This is a genomic window from Pseudomonas sp. PSE1(2024), from assembly GCF_050990555.1.
In the GTDB taxonomy this organism is placed as follows: domain Bacteria; phylum Pseudomonadota; class Gammaproteobacteria; order Pseudomonadales; family Pseudomonadaceae; genus Aquipseudomonas; species Aquipseudomonas aphyarum.
This window is the reverse complement of sequence record NZ_CP158967.1, coordinates 4,933,835-4,951,458: the sequence shown is the minus strand read 5'-3', so window position 1 is coordinate 4,951,458 and position 17,624 is coordinate 4,933,835. Positions and strand designations below refer to the sequence as shown.

The following is a 17,624-nucleotide window of genomic DNA, read 5'->3' as shown; positions in this document are numbered from 1 at the left end:
ATAAGGCACCTTGCTAGGATCGCGCCACCGGACGACCGGACATTCAGCGACCCTTTACCAAGGAGCCCCCATGTCCGGCGCCGACTCATCCCATCGCAATCATGTGAAGACGTTGTTTCGCGACCACTACCAGTGGTTGTGCACACGTCTGCGTCGGCAATCGAATGATGCGGCCACGGCCGAAGACATCGCCGCCGAAACCTTCGCGCAACTGCTCGAAGCCCCGGGCCTGACCGCCATCCGCGAACCTCGCGCCTTGCTCACCACCATCGCTCAACGCCTGCTGTACGAGCGCTGGCGGCGGGGCGATCTGGAGCGTCGGCATCTGCACCAACTGCAACAAAGTGACCTCGATCACGCGCCGTCTCCCGAAGAACTCGCTGACCTGTCGCAGAGCCTCAAGCATTTGGACCGCACGCTTCAGCGCCTGCCGGGCAAGGTGCGCTCGACCTTTCTGCTGGCGCGCCTCGACGGCCTGACCTACCCGCAAATCGCTGCCGAACTGGGCATCTCCCAGCGTTCGGTGAGCATGTACATGACCCGTTCCCAGGCCCTGTGCAACCGCCATAGCGCCAACCAAACCCTGATTTCCTCCCAGAACAAGAGGTCCGCATGAGATCGATCAAAACCCTGCTCGGCAGTTCGCTGCTGGCCCTGACCCTGACTGCCGGCCACGTTGTGGCAGCGGAAAAAACCGCGCCGATCCACTTCGGCGACATCACCTGGGAAAGCGGCAGTTTCATCACCGAAGTGCTGCGTCTGATCGTCGAAAAAGGCTACGGCTACCCGACCGACACGCTGCCGGGCAGCACCGTCAGCCTCGAAGCGGCGCTGGCGAAAAACGATATTCAAGTGATCGGCGAAGAGTGGGCCGGGCGCAGTCCGGCGTGGGTCAAGGCTGCCGCCGAGGGCAAGGTGTTCGGCCTCGGTGACACGGTAAAAGGCGCGACCGAAGGCTGGTGGGTGCCGGAATACGTGATCAAGGGCGACCCCGAGCGCGGGATCAAACCGCTGGCACCTGAACTGAAATCGGTGGCCGACCTGCCGCGCTACAAGGATGTGTTCAAGGATCCGGAAGACCCGAGCCGTGGGCGTTTCCTCAACAGCCCGACCGGCTGGACCTCGGAAATCGTCAACAGCCAGAAGCTCAAGGCCTATGCGCTGAACGACAGCTTCGTCAACTTCCGCACCGGCTCCGGCGCGGCGCTGGATGCCGAGGTGGCGTCGTCGATCAAGCGCGGCAAACCGGTGCTGTTCTACTACTGGTCGCCGACGCCGCTGCTCGGTCGCTTCAAACTGGTGAAACTGGAGGAGCCGCCGTTCGATGCCGAAGCCTGGAAAACCCTGGCCGACGCCAACAATCCCAATCCGAAAGGCACCCGCTCGATGCCGGCTAGCCTGGCGATTGGCGTATCGGCGCCGTTCAAGGCGCAGTACCCGGAGTTGGTGACGTTCTTTGAAAAAGTCGATTTGCCGATCGATCTGCTGAACCAGACCCTGGCCGGGATGAGCGAGAAGCGCCAGCAACCACGCCAGGTCGCCGAAGCGTTTCTGCGCGACCAGCCGCAAGTGTGGAAGCCCTGGGTGCCGGGTGATGTGGCAAATAAGGTGAGCGGGAGTCTGTAGTTCTTTTCTGATATTTCTGTAGCGGCTGTTACTCCGTCTTCGCGAGCTTGCTCGCGAAAGCGGTAGATCAAACAAAACAAATTCGCTGAACCGTTTCTCGTCCGCTTCCTGTCCGAACTCCCGCATTACTGGCCGACTAGTGGCATTGCGCAAGGCCTCGCGCTGTCTATGCTCATTCATAACTAACTATGTCGACCGCCATTCAAAGCGCTCCGACGGCAATCGGTTAGCCGTGAACAAAGCTGCCAGAGTGCGCAATCCAAGGCACCGACACTTGACCGACAAGGAGCTGTTTTTAAATGGAAGTTCTTCTGCATGTTAGGAATGGCCCGCCCGCGGGCTATCAAGAGAAGGATGTCTTGATTAGAGCGTCGCTGCATGGACTCTTTGATTAATCATCGTTTATCACCTGACAACTTCCTCCTGTGGAGGAATGCGTGTGCCTGTTCTGTGGAACGTAGTGGTGGATTCTGAAAGACCTGAACTTTCATCAAATCAAAGAACCGCGCGGAAGGTGATAGAGACATGTTCAACCTACATCACAAGGCTGACCTGCAGGAAATCGAACGCTTCAGTTGTGCCCTGACCGAAGCCAACGCCAAGTTGGCGGCGATCAGCCGTTCGATGGCAATGATCGAATTCACCCCCGAGGGCATCGTTCTGGATGCCAATGACAACTTCTGCAAGACCATGGGCTACAGCGCCGAAGAAGTGCGTGGCAAACATCACCGGATCTTTTGTGAAGAAGCGTTTTACCGCAGCGAGGAATACGCCAAGTTGTGGCGTGACCTGGCCCGGGGCGAACCCATCAGCGGTACTTTCCTGCGCTTGAACAAAAGCGGTCGGGAGATCTGGCTCGAAGCCAGTTACATGCCGGTGTATGGCCCGGACAAACAAGTCAGAAGCGTGATCAAAGTGGCGTCGGACATAACGGCGCGCGTGAACAAGGAAAAGGAAGAAGAAAGCATGCTCGCTGCCATCGGCCGGTCGATGGCAGTGATCGAGTTCACTCCGGAAGGCAATGTGATCACGGCCAACGACAACTTCCTCAAGACCATGCAGTACTCGCTCAACGAAATCGTCGGCCATCACCACAGTCTGTTCTGTCACCGGGTCGAGGCCGAGTCCGCGCAGTACAAGGCGTTCTGGGCATCGCTCAATCGCGGCGAATATCACTCGCACCGGTTCGAGCGCAAGAACAAGTCCGGGCAGACCGTTTACCTCGAAGCCTCGTACAACCCGCTGTTCGACGCCAAGGGCCGGTTGTACAAAGTGGTGAAGTTCGCCAGCGACATCACTCACCAGATGACCACCTTGCAGACCGCTGCCGAATCGGCCCACAGCACTTCGGTACAAAACGACGCCTGCGCGCAAAAAGGCTCACAGGTCGTGCAGCAAACGGTGCAGATCATTCAGGACATTTCCCGCGACCTCAACGAAGCGGCGTTGAGCATCGATGCGGTGAGCAAGCAGTCGGACATCATCGGCACCATCGTTCAGACCATTCGCGGAATTGCCGACCAGACCAACCTGCTGGCGCTGAACGCGGCCATCGAGGCGGCGCGGGCGGGTGAGCACGGGCGTGGTTTTGCGGTGGTGGCGGACGAGGTGCGCAGTCTCGCGGCGCGGACCAGTCAGGCAACCCTGGAGATCGTCGATGTGGTGCGCAAGAACCACGAGTTGTCATTGAGTGCGGTGTCGAGCATGCAGTCGAGCCTGAGCCGCACCGGGCTCGGTGTGGAACTGGCGAACGAGGCGGGCGACGCGATCCGGGAGATTCAGCAGGGCTCGCGGCATGTTGTGGATGCGATCAGTCAGTTCAACGAGACGTTGCAGTTGAACTGACGGTTTCACGGCTGAAAAAAAGGATCCCCGTGGGGATCCTTTTTATTGAGCCGCTTTTCAGAGCGAGGCGAATCAGAGCGAAGCGAGGAACTTGTCTGCCGACTCGTCGCTGATCTTCGCCGAGTTGGCATCTTGTTTGTTCTGCTTCTCGGCTTCGGCCAGCTTCATCTTGTCCTGCAGGCGTTCGGCGATCTCTTTGCCGATGGCCAGTTGTTGAGCCGGCGGCATGGCTTTGATGTCGTCTTCGGTCAGGCCCATTTCCTTGAGGATACTGTCGCGCAGACGCTGTTCCGGCGTTTTGCTCATGTAGTCCTTGAACTCGTCCAGGGCCGACGAGCCTGAGGATTTGGTCGACGAAGTATCGGAGGTTTGCAGGGCGACGCGGGTCTTGGCGAAGGCTTCGTCGACGTTGTCGCTGATGCGCGTGGCTTCGCTGACTTGCTGGGTCGCCAGTTGAGTGGCCGATTCCTGCACTTTGGCGGTGGCTTCGGCGGTTTGCGCCTGGGCCTGGTTTTGCAAGGTCTGCAGCATCGCGCCGTGCAGGCCGCCTTGCAGACCGGCCGCTGCGGTGGCGGTTGCATCGTCATTCAGCGGCTTGGGCAGGTGGATGATTTGCTGTTGTTTTGCACTGACCAACATGATGAATGAACCTGTAGGTAATGACTGTCAGCCCTGGGCAGCAATTACCGTGCCTATCGAATAAGTCCTTTTATTTCAATGGTTTGTTTTTAAGTGAACGGCCAAAGCGGTCATCCCTTGCCGGTGGGCGGCAGGGGATGACCGTTGTCCGTCAGCGATGGGCGATGTTTTCCAGCGCCAGGTTGCGGGTGCGGGGGCCGAAATAACCGATGGTCAGCATCACGATCAGCATGCTGGCGACGATGAACGCCAATACGCCCGGCGTACCGAAGTGCTCGAGGAACAGACCGATCAACAGGCTGCTGAACACTGTCGACAAGCGACTGAACGAGTAACAGAACCCCACCGCCCGGGCGCGGATGTTGGTAGGGAACAGTTCGCTCTGATAGGAGTGATAACTGAAGCTCAGCCAGGCGTTGCAGAAGGTGATCATCACGCCGCAGAAGATCAGGCCGAAGGCGCTGGTCTGCAACGCGAACAACGTGCCGAAAGTCATGGCGCCGAGGGCCGAGCCGACGATCTGCCACTTGTTCTCGAAGCGGTTGGCGAATTTCACGAACAGCAACGGCCCGAGCGGGTAGGCGAGGGTGATGATGAACGCGTACATCAGGCTGTGAGTGACGCTGACGCCCTGACCGGAAAGCAGCGCCGGCAGCCAGTTGCCGAAGCCGAAGAAACCGATGGCCTGGAAGATGTGGAAGACAATCAGCATCAACGCGCGGCGCCGGTACGGTGGCTGCCAGATGTCGGCGAAACGACCCTTGCCTTCGACATCGACGGCTACCGCTTCCGGCGCGTCCAGTGGCTGGCGGTGATCTTTTTCGCAGCGCGCCTCGATGCCGTCGAGAATCCGGTTGGCCTCATCGAACCGGCCATGCTGGGCCAGCCAGCGAGGCGACTCCGGCAGACGTTTGCGCAGCCACCAGATGAACAACGCAAACACCGCGCTGGCCAACACCACCCAACGCCAACCGGACACCCCGAACGGCGTCTGTGGCACCAACCACCAGGACATCAATGCCACCGCCGGCACCGACAGGAACTGCACGAAAAACGCGAAGGCGAACGCCGAACTGCGCATGCGTTTGGGCACCAGTTCCGAGAGGTAGGCGTCGATGGTCACCAGCTCGATGCCGAGGCCGATGCCCACCAGAAAACGCATGCAGATGATCCCCAGCGCCGAACTCTGCACGCCCATCAGCACCGTGGCCACGGTGTACCAGACCAGCGCGAAGGTGAAGATCGCGCGCCGCCCGAACCGATCCGCCATCGGGCTCAGCAGGCTGGCGCCGAGAAACAAACCGAGGAACGTTGCCGAGGCGAACGCGGCCTGATCGGAGAAACCGAAAACGCCCTGATTGCCGGTGGCGAAAATGCCGTCGCGGATCAGGCCGGGGCTGATGTAGGCGGTCTGGAACAGGTCGTACAGTTCGAAGAAACCACCGATCGACAGCAGCGCCACCAGCCGCCAGATCGTGGCGACTGCCGGGAGGCGGTCGATGCGGGCGGAAATCTCGGCGGCGCGTATCGGGTCGATGCCGTCGCGTTGCGCGGCGGGGGCGTGTGCAGTCATGGGCAGATCCATTTTTTATTGATGGAAAAGCTTAGCCTGCTATCGGAAATCAAGGATTGTTTATATCGGCGGTTGGTGAGGGAAAACCGCCGATTTCTTGCAATATCCGCTTACCAATTAACGATTTATGTCGCGGGCTGCGGATCCGGCAATGCCGAGGCCGGAAGACCGAACACCTTATCGAACAGCCAGTTGAACGCGAAGGTGTAGCAAGGGATGAACACGATCAGCGCCAGATCCAGCAAAAAGGCCTGCACCAGACTGATGTTCATCCACCACGCGATCAGCGGAATCAGGAACACGATCAGCGTCAGCTGGAACCCGACGGCGTGGGCGATACGCCGTTTCACCGTGCGGGTTCGCGACACCTGGCGGCTTTCCCAGCGCTCGAACAGCGAGGTGTAAATGAAGTTCCAGGTCACGGCGATGGTGGTGATGATCACCGCCAGCGGGCCGGTGCTGCCGGGCGAAGTGCCGGACAACAGGGCCAGGCCGAGGGCCGAGAAGGTCATGCCGATCACTTCATAGAGCGACACATAGACCAGTTTGCGTTTGACGCCTTGCATGGGGAATTGCCTCTTTCTTGCGACTTTTGGCCAGTGGGGCTGGCGAAGGCGACGAAAGATAGCTTCAATAGAGGTGACAGAAAAAGTCAGTAGCTTTCAGTTTTATTGATAGGTGTGAGAAGTGAATTTCAACAGCGAAAGCATCGAGCTGTTTCTCGCGGTGATCGAACGCGGCTCGTTTTCTGCCGCGGCCAGGGCATTGGGCAAAGTCCCGTCGGCGGTGAGCATGGCCATCGGCAATCTCGAGGCCGATCTCGGTTACTCGCTGTTTGATCGCAGCCATCGCGAACCCCAACCCACGGCGATGGCATTGTCGCTGGTGCCCCATGCGCGGTTGATCGCCGATCAGCTCAAGCAATTGCAGGTGCATGCGGTGCAGTTGTCGCTGGGGCTGGAGAGCAAGTTGTCGATTGGTGTAGCGGCGGATATCGATCGCCGACGGTTGCTGACGGCGATCAAGGACCTCAGCGAGCGCCATCCGCTGCTCGACATCGAAGTGCTGACCGCACCGCAGGACGATGTGCTGGCGATGCTCCACAGCGGCCGGGTGAGCGTGTGTCTGGCGTTCGCCGGGTTGAGCGTGAATGTGCTGGAGCGTTTTCAGTTCGTCGGCAGCGAAAGGATGATCGCCACGCTGGCGGCGGACAGCCCGTTGTTGCAGGGGCAGGATCTGTTTCTCGAGGATCTGGTGCATGTGCGGCAGATCGTGGTCGGCAGTCGCGACTTGCCGATCAGCGAAACCCGGCCGCTGGTGGCCGAGTCCCACTGGCGCACCGATAACCTGGAAACAGCGCTGGAAATGGTCGAGGCGGGATTGGGCTGGGGCAATTTTCCGTTATCGGTGGTGCAGCCGTGGCTCGATAGCGGTCGGCTGAAACGGCTGAATTTTCGCAACATCGAAAACGGCCTGGTGCTGCCGGTGCACGCGGTGTGGCTCAAGAGCCAGCCGCTGCAGAAGGGCGCGCTGGCTCTGGTGGAGTTGCTTGGGAAGTGATCATTAGGCGGTTGATCGTTCCCACGCTCCGCGTGGGAATGCAGCCCGGGACGCTCCGCGTCCCTTCCAGAGCCGAACGCGGAGCGTCCGTTGAGGCATTCCCACGCAGAGCGTGGGAACGATCAAACAGGGGGCTCAGGGGTCAGGTGCTCTCGCGAATCTTCAGTTCGAAGCCCATGTCCTCGACCGGACGCGCCACGCTGTTGCCGGCCATCAGCGTCAGCATCTGCTCCGCCGCACGTTTGCCGATCGCTTCGCGGGGCGTGTTGATGCTGCTCAGGCGCGGCACCATGTGTTCCGACATCGGTAGGTCGTTGAAGCCGAGGATCGCCACTTGCTCGGGGATCCTGATCCCGTTGCGCAGCGCTTCGAGCAAAGCGCCCTGAGCCAGGTCGTCGTTGCCGAAGAAGATCGCATCGACATCCGGATGCGCCGCCAGCAGTTGCAGGAACAACTCGCCGCCCAGGCCCACGGACGATGAGCGCGGGGTCAACACTTCCAGATCCGGGTCGTAACGGCCGGCCTTCTGCAACGCTTTGCGAAAGCCTTCACCGCGCAGCAGGGTGCGCTGATCGAGCTGCGCGCCGATGTACGCCAGACGCTTGCGGCCACGGGACAGCAAGTGCTCGGCAGCCGTTTCGCCGGCGCTGAGCTGCGAGAAACCGACGCAGTTCACCCCGGCGGCGCTGTCCAGCTCCATCATGTACACGCAGGGAATGTTGCTGGCCTCGATCATCCGCCGCGAACTTTCAGTACGGTCGAAACCGGTCAGCAGCAAACCGCGTGGCTGATAGGCCATGTAGTTGCGCAGCAGGTTTTCTTCTTCATCGCGGGAATAGTGGAAGTTGCCGATCAGCACTTCGAAGCCTTTGGGCGTGAGCACCCGATGAATGGCTTCCAGGGTGTCGATGAACAAAAGGTTGGACAGCGAAGGCACCAGAACCACCACCGAATGGCTCTGGGCCGAGGCCAGGGCGCGGGCGGCGGGGTTGACCACATAGTTGAGTTCCAGCGCGGCTTTCTGGACTTTTTCCACCAATTCAGTGGCAACCGTGCTGACCCCACGCAGGGCGCGGGAGGCGGTAATCGGGCTGACGCCGGCCAGGCGGGCGACTTCATTAAGGGTGGGACGGCCGGTGGTGCGGGTGTTTTTATCGTTTTTAGGGGTGGTCATCGGGCGGCTTGCCAAACAAAAATCAAGGCACTAAGGTAGCGCTGTCCTTATGCAGCTGCAAATGCGTAAGCGAGGTCCTGCCTGATCCTCGCTTTTTGGCGTACCGACAAAACCTGCTGCAACCCAAAAAAACGACAAGAAGGCGTCGGCAACTTCTGCCTGTGCACTAGAGTCATAGCTAGCAAAGGTAGCGCTGTCTGCGCGCTGAGGTGTTACATGAATCATCCCATCACCGCCCTGGTCATCATGGGCGTTGCCGGTTGCGGCAAGACGTGCGTCAGCGAGGCCCTGTGCCAATTGAGCGGCGCCACTGCCATTGAAGGCGATACTTTCCATCCGGCCGCGAACATCGAAAAGATGAGCGCGGGGATCCCCCTGAACGACGAAGACCGTGCCGGCTGGCTCGACAGCCTGTGCGATGAACTGCGTCGCGTCGATGCCCTTGGCGAACGCCCGGTGTTGACCTGCTCGGCCCTCAAGCACATTTATCGCGAACGTCTGCGCAGCGCCTTGCCGGGCCTGGGCTTCGTGTTCCTCGAATTGACGCCGGAAGTGGCCGCCGAACGCGTGTCCCACCGTCCGGGCCATTTCATGCCGGCCACCTTGATCGAAAGCCAGTTCGCCACCCTCGAATCGCCCAAGGGCGAGCCGTTGACCCTGGCCCTGAATGCTTCGATCCACAGCGTGGAAGAACTCGCATCGCAAGCCCACGTCTGGTGGCAGGCCCATGGCCTGAAACAGGCGGTATGAGTGTGATTGCGAAGATAGCGCTGTCCTTTCGACTTCTGATTAACCCGCTTTAATAACAACAACAAACCAGGAGACACCCCCAATGTTTGGCATGTCCCATGACGCCTATCTGCTGCTCGATGCAGTGGTCACGGTGATCGGACTCATCGTCCTGATCACCAAATTCAAGATTCATCCCTTCATTGCCCTGACCATCGCCGCCGCGTTCCTCGGCCTGACGTCCGGCATGCCGATCGGCACCATCATCAAGGCGTTCCAGGACGGCTTCGGTGGCGTGCTCGGTTTCGTCGGCATCATCCTCGCGTTGGGTACGATGCTCGGCAAGATGATGGCCGAATCCGGCGGTGCCGATCAGATCGCCCAGACCCTGATCCGCGCGTTCGGCAAGGACAAGGTTCAGTGGGCGATGATGTTCGCCGCGTTCCTGGTGGGCATTCCGCTGTTCTTCGAAATTGGCTTCGTGCTGCTGATTCCGCTGGTGTTCATCGTCGCTCGCCGCACCGGTGTGTCGATCATCAAGATCGGTATCCCGCTGCTCGCCGGCCTGTCCGCCGTGCACGGCCTGGTGCCGCCGCACCCGGGCCCACTGCTGGCCATCGGCGTGTTCGGTGCCGACATCGGCAAGACCATTCTGTACGGTCTGATCGTCGCGCTGCCGACCGCCATCATCGCCGGCCCGATCTTCGGTACGTTCATCGCCAAGCACATTCCCGGTACGCCAAATCAGGAGCTGGTGGATCAACTGGCCCGTGAGTCGGACTCGCAGGAGCTGCCAAGCTTCGGCATCACTCTGGTCACCGTGCTGCTGCCGGTGTTCCTGATGCTGCTGAAAACCTTCGCTGACGTGGCGCTGCCGGACGGTCATTTCTTCCGCACCTGGATGGACATGATCGGTCACCCGATATCGGCGCTGCTGCTGGCATTGCTGCTGTCGCTGTACACCTTCGGCTACAAGCAGGGCATCGGTTCTCAGCAGATGCTCAAATGGCTCGACGCGAGCCTGGCGCCAACTGCCGCGATCATCCTGATCATCGGTGCCGGCGGTGGCTTCAAGCAGATGCTGGTAACCAGCGGCGTGGGCGACGTGATCGGCCACATGGCGGTCAGCGCGCAAATCTCGCCGATCCTGCTGGCGTGGCTGGTGGCGGCGGTGATCCGTATCGCGACCGGTTCGGCCACCGTGGCGACCATCACGGGCGCGGGCATTGTGGTGCCGGTGGTCGGGATGATCCCGGGCGTGAATCGTGAGCTGCTGGTGCTGGCCACCGGTGCCGGTTCCCTGATCCTGTCCCACGTCAACGACGCCGGTTTCTGGCTGGTGAAGCAGTACTTCAACATGACCGTGGCCGAGACCTTCAAGACCTGGACAGCGATGGAAACCATCCTGTCGGTGGTGGGTCTGGGCTTTATTCTGTTGTTGTCGCTGTTCGTTTAACCCGAACGCAAGACACAAAAAAACCGCAGCGATGCGGTTTTTTTGTGCCTAGATCGTTCCCACGCTCCGCGTGGGAATGCAGCCCGGGACGCTCTGCGTCCCAAAGCGGACGCGGAGCGTCCATTGAGGCATTCCCACGCAGAGCGTGGGAACGATCATCACCTCAGGATTTGGTCACGAGGCCATCCGCCCGGAACATCCCGCGAATCCCGCGTACTGCCTGGCGAATCCGGTCCTGGTTCTCGATCAGCGCGAAGCGCACATGATCGTCGCCGTACTCGCCAAAACCGACACCCGGCGAGACGCAGACCTTGGCCTCGGCCAGCAGTTTCTTGGCGAACTCCAGCGAACCGAGGTGCGCGTAGGCTTCGGGAATCTTCGCCCAGACGTACATCGAGGCTTTCGGATTTTCGACCATCCAGCCCAGTTCATGCAGCCCTTTGACCAGTACGTTGCGACGCTGACGATATTGCTCGGCGATGTCGCGCACGCATTGCTGATCGCCTTCCAGCGCAGCAATCGCGGCCACCTGCAGCGGGGTGAACGTGCCGTAGTCGTGATAGCTCTTGATCCGCGCCAGGGCGCTGACCAGTTCCGGGTTGCCGACCATGAAGCCTATGCGCCAGCCCGCCATGTTGTAGCTCTTGGACAGGGTGAAGAACTCCACCGCGATGTCCTTGGCACCCGGCACCTGCATGATCGACGGGGCTTTCCAGCCGTCGTAGACGATGTCGGCGTAGGCCAGATCGTGCACCACCAGCACGTCGTACTGTTTGGCGAGAGCAATCACCCGCTCGAAGAAATCCAGCTCCACGCACTGCGCGGTCGGGTTGGACGGGAAGCCGAGGATCATCATCTTCGGTTTCGGGATCGAGCCGCGAATCGCCCGTTCCAGCTCGGCGAAGAAATCCACGCCCGGCACCAGCGGCACCGACCGCACCTGGGCGCCGGCAATCACGGCACCGTAGATATGAATCGGGTAGCTCGGGTTCGGCACCAGCACTGTGTCGCCCTGATCCAGAGTCGCCAGCATCAGGTGCGCCAGGCCTTCTTTGGAACCGATGGTGACGATGGCTTCGCTTTCCGGGTCGATCTCGACCTCGTAGCGTTCCTTGTACCAGTTGGAAATCGCCCGGCGCAGGCGTGGAATGCCTTTGGACGTGGAGTAACCGTGGGTGTCTTCGCGTTGTGCAACCTGCACCAGTTTTTCAACGATGTGCGGCGGCGTGGCGCCGTCGGGGTTGCCCATGCTCAAGTCGATGATGTCTTCGCCACGACGTCGGGCGGCCATCTTCAGCTCGGCGGTGATGTTGAAAACGTAAGGGGGGAGTCGATCTATGCGCGCAAAGCGGCGCGGCGAACCTTGTTCAGCCATTGTTGCCTCGGATAACGTAAGCGCCCGGAACCGTCCGAGCGACGCTGGTCACTGCGGTGACCTGTGGCGGACGATAAGGTCAGCGATGGCATACTGTCCAGAGCCTTTGTAAACAAATTTTTCCCAAGGAAATCGGTTGATGGAATTTACCAGCGGCTTCTTGCTGAGCCTTTCGCTGTGCCTGGATATCGGCGTGGCCAACATCGCGATGATCACCCTGGCGATGCAGCGCGGCTATTTTCAAGGCTTCGCGCTGGGCCTCGGCACCTGCGTCGGCGACCTGATCTACGCGGTGCTGGCGCTGGCCGGGATGACCGTTCTGCTGCAATACGAAACCGTACGCTGGGTGCTGTGGATCGGCGGTTCCGCGCTGTTGATCTACTTCGCGGCGAAGATGATCTATTCGGCGATCCACCACGAGGCGCAACTGGCGGCGACCGCCGAGGTCGGCCAGAACTCCCATCGCAAGGAATTCTTCCGTGGGATTTTTCTCGCCATGTCGTCGCCTAGCGCCATCCTCTGGTTCGCGGCAGTGGGCGGCACGTTGATCGCCCGCTCCGGTGGTGGCGGTCCTTTGAGCTCGGCACTATTCCTCGGTGGCTTCCTGTGCGCCGGGCTGTTGTGGTCGGCGGGGCTGTGCTTCGCCGCCAGCCATGGCGGCAAGTTGCTCGGCGACAAACTGTTGCGCTATTCCTACATGGCATCTGCAGCGATCTTCTGCTATTTCGCGGTCTACGTGATCGTATCCGGTTACAACGAGTTCGTCGGTTCCGGCGCCGCCGAGGCCCTGCATACGCTGTAAATGTGCGAATCGGGTTTGGCTTCTATACTCCCAGCCGAACCCACTTTTTTCGTTCAAGGAGTCGAGTCATGGATGAGCAAAAACGCGTCGAAGTGGCTGAACCTCGCTTCGAACATGGACACTTCCTGCTGATTGCAGGATTTCGCGATCGTTTCACCCAAGAGACTGTTCAGGACATCCCTGCGCTGTGGGAAAAACTGATCCCGCACATCGGAAATATTCCGGGGCAGAAGGGCGAAGTGACCTACGGCGTCTGCAGCAATTTCGACGGCAACGGCGGTTTCGATTACATGGCCGGGGTCGAAATCAGGAAGCTGGATGACTTCCCGCAGGAAAAGTATCCGTGGATCGAAATCCTCCCGCGCCAGTACGCAGTGTTCGAGCACAAGGGTTCGCTCGACCTGCTGCCGCAGACTATTGAGTACATCTACAAAACCTGGCTGCCGGCCTCCGATTACAAGGGACTCAACGCCCCGGAGCTGGAACGCTACAGCGCCGATTTCAATCCGAAGCTCAACACCGGCAAGCTGGAAATCTGCGTCCCGGTCGAAAAGAAAACCTGATCGGCAACCGGCAGCGCGAACCTGCTTCGCGCTGCCGGTCGAACTTTACTTGCCCTTGATCCGTCGTGCCCGCAACAGGTCGATGCCCAGGGTAATGAAGCCGAAGAAGCTGATGCCCAACACCATCAACAAACCGATCTCAACGCTGCTCATAAACGGTTCCCCCCTCGGGTGATCAGAGACAGGCGTCAGAAATAGACCGTCCCGAATCCGAAGAAAAGCGCTTATACGCAGGCTTTACGCCGCCCGTGCGGATCGATATGAACACCTTATTCCTTTATCCTTGGCGGCCTTGTTTCCACTGATTTCGAGCTGCCATGAACACCTTCATCCGCCACGTTACCGCCGCCGACCTGGATCGCTGCTACGCCATCGAAACCCTCGCCTATGAGGGCGACGAGGCCGCGACCCGCGAAAAGATCGCCACGCGCATTGCCACCTGGCCGGACGGTTTCATCGTCGCCGAGGTGGACGGGCAGGTGGCCGGGTTCATCAACTCCGGTGCGGCGTTTGACGTGCAGATGTCCGACGAGGCGTTCAAGGAACTGATCGGCCACGACCCTGCCGGGCCGAACGTGGTGATCATGTCGGTAGTGGTGCACCCGGATTATCAGGGGCAGGGCCTGGCGAAACGCTTGATGGCCGAATTCATCGAACGCATGCGCGGGATGGACAAGGCGACGATTCATTTGATGTGCAAGGAAAAACATATTCCGCTGTATGCCGGGTTTGGCTTCGCCTACATCAAACCCTCGGAGTCCGACCACGGCGGCATGGCGTGGCACGAGATGATCCTGACGCTGTAACCGCGTTGATCGTTCCCACGCTCCGCGTGGGAATGCAGCCCGGGACGCTCTGCGTTCCTGCCGCACCACTGATGCAACGCCTGGCACCGTCGTGACGCAGAGCGTCAAAGTCTGCATTCCCACGCAGACGGTTCGACGCCTCGACGTGGGAACGATCGGTGGGCGGTGTCAGTAAAGGGTGTCACGCACTCGCGCAGGGGCCTCGCGATCATAGGCCTCGGCATCGAACTGACCTTCGTTCAGACGCTTGTGAAACGCGCCCGCCGTCGGCAGCGCCGAGCGCGGCAAGTGGGTTTCAGGGTTCCACGCATCCGAACGCACAAACGCTTTCGAGCAATGAAAGAACGCCGCCTCCACCGTCACCAGCAGCACCGTGCGCGCCGGTTTGCCGTTGACCGCAAAGCTTTCCAGCAAGTCGGGATCAGCGCTGATGGTTGCCGTGCCGTTGACCCGCAACGTCTCGCCAATCCCCGGAATGATGAACAGCAGCGACACCCGCGGATCGTGCAGCACGTTGCGCAAGGTATCGATGCGGTTGTTGCCCGGCCGATCCGGCAGGGCCAGGGTGCGCTCGTCAATGATCCGCACAAACCCCGGCGCGTCGCCGCGCGGTGAACCGTCGATGCCGTCGGCACCCACCGAGCTGACAATCACCAGCGGCGAGACCCGGACCATCGCCTGATAGTCCTCGTTGAGAAAGCCGATCTGCTTGCGCACCGCCCGTTCGTGGGGAAATCCGTAAATGGCTTCCAGCGCCTCGATTGAATCGATCATCGTTGCTCCCTCGACGATTAGAAGAACAGCCCCATGCGCCGCTCGTAGCCGATGCGGCCCTTGTATGCTTCGCCGCTGTCGACGAAGCCGTACTTGGCGTACAGCGCAATCGCGGCGTCGTTGTCGGCGTCCACCGACAGTTCCAGCCCTTTGATTTCCGGCCAGGCCTGGCGCGCAACGTCCGGCAACGCCAGCAGGCAGGCCCTGCCGTAACCCTTGCCCTGGGCGCGGTGATCGACCTGCAACGCATGCAGGGTGGCGCTGTGTTCATCGGCCCATTCCGGCAACACCGGCGGGCGCTTGAGCAGCAGGAAGGCCACCGGCACGTCTTCGGCCAGCAGCGCAAAACCTTTCACGCCGGGGCCGGGTTTCGACAGCAGCGTGTGCAGGGCGCCGTGGATGTCGCCGGAGAACTTGATCTGCTCGGCGTGGATTTCAATGGCCTCGACCTGTTGGCGTTGGGTGGCGTTCAGGCTTTCGTAAGGCACAAGTCGGGCTGACACGGGAATTTCCTTTTTCCTACAAAGATGAGCTTCGGATTCTAGCGATTTTGTCTTCTCCGGAATTTTTTTGTTTCAACTGTCGATCCGGTAAATCGCCGAACGACTAAGGGTGTCTTTACAACAAAAACCAGGGAGAAACCCCATGAGTACGCAAGCGCAGATTCAAAGCCTGATCGACACCTACCGCGAGGCGGTGATGACCAAGGACGTGGAAAAAGTCATGGCCCTGTATGCCGACGACATCGTTTCCTTCGATGCGATCAAGGCCCTGCAATTCAAGGGCAAACCGGCCTACCGCGCGCACTGGGTGGATTGCATGGAAATGTGCCCTGGCCCGCACATCTTCGAATTCCACGAAATCGCCATCGAGACCGCCGACAACATCGCTTTCGCCCACTGGGTCGCCAACTGCGGCGGTACCAATGAAAAGGGCGAAACCCAGAGTTGCTGGATGCGCGTCACCGCCTGCTACCGGCAGGTCGGCGGGGCGTGGAAGATCGCCCACGAACACTGGTCGGCACCGTTCGACCCGATGAGCGGCGCGACCCTGTTCGATGTGAAACCCTGATCTTCAGCCATAGTTGATCCGTCCGATTCAGGAGAACGCCATGAAGTATTTATGCCTGGTCTACAGCGATGAGCGCCTGCTGCATTCGTCGCCCGACGGCCCGGAAGATGCCGAGTGCTGGGCCTACGCCGAGTCGATCCAGGGCAGCGGCCGGATGGTCGCGGCCGAAGCGCTGGAGTCGGTGCAGACCGCCACCACGGTGCGCATGCGCAACGGCAAGCTGTCGATCACCGACGGCCCGTTCGCCGAGACCAAGGAACAGCTGGCCGGTTTCTACCTGATCGACGCGCGGGACCTCAACGAAGCGATCCAGGTCGCCGGCAACATTCCGGCGGCCCGGGTCGGCAGCGTCGAAGTGCGTCCCGTGCGCCAGTTGAATGTCTGAGGTCAGGACGCGGGTCGAGCAGGTCTATCGCGAAGACTCGCGGCGGATCCTCGCGACCCTGATTCGCCTGCTCGGCGATTTCGACCTCGCCGAAGAAGCCTTGCACGAGGCGTTCTTCGTCGCGGTCGAGCGCTGGCAGCGCGACGGCGTGCCGGACAATCCGCGGACCTGGCTGGTGTCCACCGGGCGCTTCAAGGCGATCGACGTGTTGCGCCGTCGGGCGCGGTTCAAGGCCTCGCAGCCGTTATTGCTGGCGCAACTGGAAGAACTGGAACAGTCCGAATGGGACGCCGAAGACGTGGAAGACGATCGCCTGCGCCTGATCTTCACCTGCTGCCACCCGGCACTGGCGGCGGACGCGCAAGTGCCGCTGACGTTGCGTGAAGTCTGCGATCTCACCACCGAGGAAATCGCCCGGGCATTCCTCTCGGCCCCGGCGGCGATTGCCCAGCGCATCGTGCGCGCCAAGGCGAAGATCCGCGACGCGAAAATCCCTTATCAAGTCCCGAGCCTGAGCGAATTGCCCGAGCGCCTCGACAGCGTGTTGCGGGTGATCTATCTGGTGTTCAACGAAGGCTATTCAGCATCTGGCGGCGCTCAGGTGACCCGCGAAGACTTGACCCGCGAGGCGATTCGTCTCGGGCGATTGTTGCTGGAGTTGTTGCCGGATCCGGAAGTCATGGGCTTGCTGGCGTTGATGTTGTTGCATGAATCGCGGCGCTCGGCGCGGTCGACGTCTGATGGGGAATTGATTCTGCTGGATGATCAGGATCGCGGATTGTGGTATGCCGAGCTGATTGCCGAAGGCTGCGATCTGGTGGAAAAAGCGCTGACCACGGGACGCTTCGGGCCTTACTGCCTGCAAGCGGCGATTGCGGCGGTGCACGCCGAGGCGCCCACGGCAGGGGAGACGGACTGGGCGCAGATCGTCGGGCTGTATGACGTGTTGCTGCGGGCGGTGCCGTCGCCGGTGATCGAGTTGAACCGGGCGGTGGCGGTGGCCAAACGTGATGGGGCGTTGGCGGGGTTGACCCTGGTTGAAGGGATTCTGGGGCGCGGGGATTTGCAGGATTACCACTTGGCGCATTCGGCGCGGGCGGAATTTTGTCGGCAGTTGGGGCGGGTGGAGGATGCTAGGGCGGCTTATTCGCGGGCGCTGGAGTTGACGCGGCAGGAGCCGGAGCGGCGGTTTATTGAAGGGCGGCTTAGGGCATTGGACTGATCCGAAAGGATCGTTGGCAATATT

General features: G+C 60.5%; 19 protein-coding genes and 1 pseudogene. 13 read left to right on the top strand and 7 right to left on the bottom strand.

Annotated features, from left to right (window positions below):
• Positions 1-70 precede the first annotated feature (70 nt).
• From ABTV87_RS22480 to ABTV87_RS22465, 4 genes and pseudogenes are all read left to right on the top strand, one after another.
• A complete protein-coding gene (locus tag ABTV87_RS22480) occupies positions 71-616 on the top strand; it encodes a sigma-70 family RNA polymerase sigma factor (protein ID WP_433898380.1) in 546 nt (181 codons plus the stop codon).
• Positions 613-1,626: an ABC transporter substrate-binding protein gene (locus ABTV87_RS22475; RefSeq protein WP_134022933.1), complete on the top strand. Its 1,014-nt coding sequence runs from the start codon at positions 613-615 to the stop codon at positions 1,624-1,626. Before ABTV87_RS22480 ends, ABTV87_RS22475 begins: the two co-directional genes overlap by 4 nt.
• A 525-nt stretch (positions 1,627-2,151) precedes the next feature.
• Positions 2,152-2,874: pseudogene (locus ABTV87_RS22470) on the top strand (PAS domain-containing protein); the annotation flags it as partial.
• 57 nt (positions 2,875-2,931) lie between these two features.
• Positions 2,932-3,471 (top strand): methyl-accepting chemotaxis protein, encoded by a 540-nt coding sequence (locus ABTV87_RS22465; protein ID WP_371320920.1) that lies wholly within the window; start codon positions 2,932-2,934, stop codon positions 3,469-3,471.
• Between the two features lie 72 nt (positions 3,472-3,543).
• On the opposite strand, the gene ABTV87_RS22460 is transcribed toward ABTV87_RS22465, so the two are convergent.
• From ABTV87_RS22460 to ABTV87_RS22450, 3 genes are all read right to left on the bottom strand, one after another.
• A complete protein-coding gene (locus ABTV87_RS22460; RefSeq protein ID WP_433898379.1) occupies positions 3,544-4,110 on the bottom strand; it encodes a hypothetical protein in 567 nt (188 codons plus the stop codon).
• A gap of 151 nt (positions 4,111-4,261) precedes the next feature.
• Positions 4,262-5,683, bottom strand: coding sequence for an MFS transporter (locus ABTV87_RS22455; RefSeq protein WP_433898378.1), 1,422 nt, complete (start codon positions 5,681-5,683; stop codon positions 4,262-4,264).
• A gap of 125 nt (positions 5,684-5,808) precedes the next feature.
• Positions 5,809-6,249, bottom strand: coding sequence for a PACE efflux transporter (locus ABTV87_RS22450; RefSeq protein WP_064598890.1), 441 nt, complete (start codon positions 6,247-6,249; stop codon positions 5,809-5,811).
• A 121-nt stretch (positions 6,250-6,370) separates the two neighbouring features.
• Here ABTV87_RS22450 and ABTV87_RS22445 point away from each other — a divergent pair, with 121 nt between their 5' ends.
• Complete coding sequence (locus ABTV87_RS22445; protein ID WP_127799504.1) at positions 6,371-7,243, top strand: LysR family transcriptional regulator; 873 nt, start codon at positions 6,371-6,373, stop codon at positions 7,241-7,243.
• 142 nt (positions 7,244-7,385) lie between these two features.
• Here the strand turns inward: ABTV87_RS22445 and ABTV87_RS22440 are convergent, their stop codons facing one another.
• Entirely contained in the window at positions 7,386-8,417 is a 1,032-nt protein-coding gene (locus ABTV87_RS22440) for a LacI family DNA-binding transcriptional regulator (protein ID WP_039766142.1), read from the bottom strand.
• A gap of 216 nt (positions 8,418-8,633) precedes the next feature.
• On the opposite strand from ABTV87_RS22440, the gene ABTV87_RS22435 reads away from it, so the two are divergent.
• Both ABTV87_RS22435 and ABTV87_RS22430 read left to right on the top strand, forming a co-directional pair.
• Positions 8,634-9,167: a gluconokinase gene (locus tag ABTV87_RS22435; RefSeq protein WP_007951121.1), complete on the top strand. Its 534-nt coding sequence runs from the start codon at positions 8,634-8,636 to the stop codon at positions 9,165-9,167.
• Positions 9,168-9,249: 82 nt separating this feature from the next.
• Positions 9,250-10,602 (top strand): GntP family permease, encoded by a 1,353-nt coding sequence (locus ABTV87_RS22430; protein ID WP_007951120.1) that lies wholly within the window; start codon positions 9,250-9,252, stop codon positions 10,600-10,602.
• Between the two features lie 163 nt (positions 10,603-10,765).
• Here ABTV87_RS22430 and alaC read toward each other — a convergent pair whose 3' ends face one another.
• Positions 10,766-11,977, bottom strand: coding sequence for an alanine transaminase (gene alaC / locus ABTV87_RS22425; RefSeq protein WP_085606535.1), 1,212 nt, complete (start codon positions 11,975-11,977; stop codon positions 10,766-10,768).
• A gap of 139 nt (positions 11,978-12,116) precedes the next feature.
• Here alaC and ABTV87_RS22420 point away from each other — a divergent pair, with 139 nt between their 5' ends.
• From ABTV87_RS22420 to ABTV87_RS22410, 3 genes are all read left to right on the top strand, one after another.
• Positions 12,117-12,779 (top strand): LysE family translocator, encoded by a 663-nt coding sequence (locus ABTV87_RS22420; protein WP_039766147.1) that lies wholly within the window; start codon positions 12,117-12,119, stop codon positions 12,777-12,779.
• A 68-nt stretch (positions 12,780-12,847) separates the two neighbouring features.
• Positions 12,848-13,342: a GyrI-like domain-containing protein gene (locus ABTV87_RS22415; protein ID WP_433898377.1), complete on the top strand. Its 495-nt coding sequence runs from the start codon at positions 12,848-12,850 to the stop codon at positions 13,340-13,342.
• A 317-nt stretch (positions 13,343-13,659) separates the two neighbouring features.
• A complete protein-coding gene (locus tag ABTV87_RS22410; RefSeq protein WP_085606531.1) occupies positions 13,660-14,148 on the top strand; it encodes a GNAT family N-acetyltransferase in 489 nt (162 codons plus the stop codon).
• Between the two features lie 168 nt (positions 14,149-14,316).
• On the opposite strand, the gene ABTV87_RS22405 is transcribed toward ABTV87_RS22410, so the two are convergent.
• Together ABTV87_RS22405 and ABTV87_RS22400 are read right to left on the bottom strand one after the other, a co-directional pair.
• Positions 14,317-14,922 carry a pyridoxamine 5'-phosphate oxidase family protein gene (locus ABTV87_RS22405; protein ID WP_085606529.1) on the bottom strand — a complete coding sequence of 202 codons (606 nt, stop codon included), beginning with the start codon at positions 14,920-14,922 and terminating at the stop codon, positions 14,317-14,319.
• 17 nt (positions 14,923-14,939) lie between these two features.
• The gene (locus ABTV87_RS22400; RefSeq protein ID WP_085606527.1) at positions 14,940-15,425 is read right to left on the bottom strand and encodes a GNAT family N-acetyltransferase; all 486 of its coding nucleotides are present in this window, start codon (positions 15,423-15,425) and stop codon (positions 14,940-14,942) included.
• A 142-nt stretch (positions 15,426-15,567) separates the two neighbouring features.
• Here ABTV87_RS22400 and ABTV87_RS22395 point away from each other — a divergent pair, with 142 nt between their 5' ends.
• The 3 genes from ABTV87_RS22395 to ABTV87_RS22385 are packed head-to-tail and all read left to right on the top strand — an operon-like array spanning position 15,568 to position 17,600.
• On the top strand, positions 15,568-15,993 hold the full coding sequence (locus ABTV87_RS22395; protein WP_085606525.1) for a YybH family protein: 426 nt from the start codon (positions 15,568-15,570) through the stop codon (positions 15,991-15,993).
• A gap of 40 nt (positions 15,994-16,033) precedes the next feature.
• Positions 16,034-16,378, top strand: coding sequence for a YciI family protein (locus ABTV87_RS22390; protein WP_433898376.1), 345 nt, complete (start codon positions 16,034-16,036; stop codon positions 16,376-16,378).
• Entirely contained in the window at positions 16,371-17,600 is a 1,230-nt protein-coding gene (locus ABTV87_RS22385) for an RNA polymerase sigma factor (RefSeq protein WP_433898375.1), read from the top strand. The genes ABTV87_RS22390 and ABTV87_RS22385 overlap by 8 nt, the downstream gene beginning before the upstream one ends.
• Positions 17,601-17,624 lie beyond the last annotated feature (24 nt).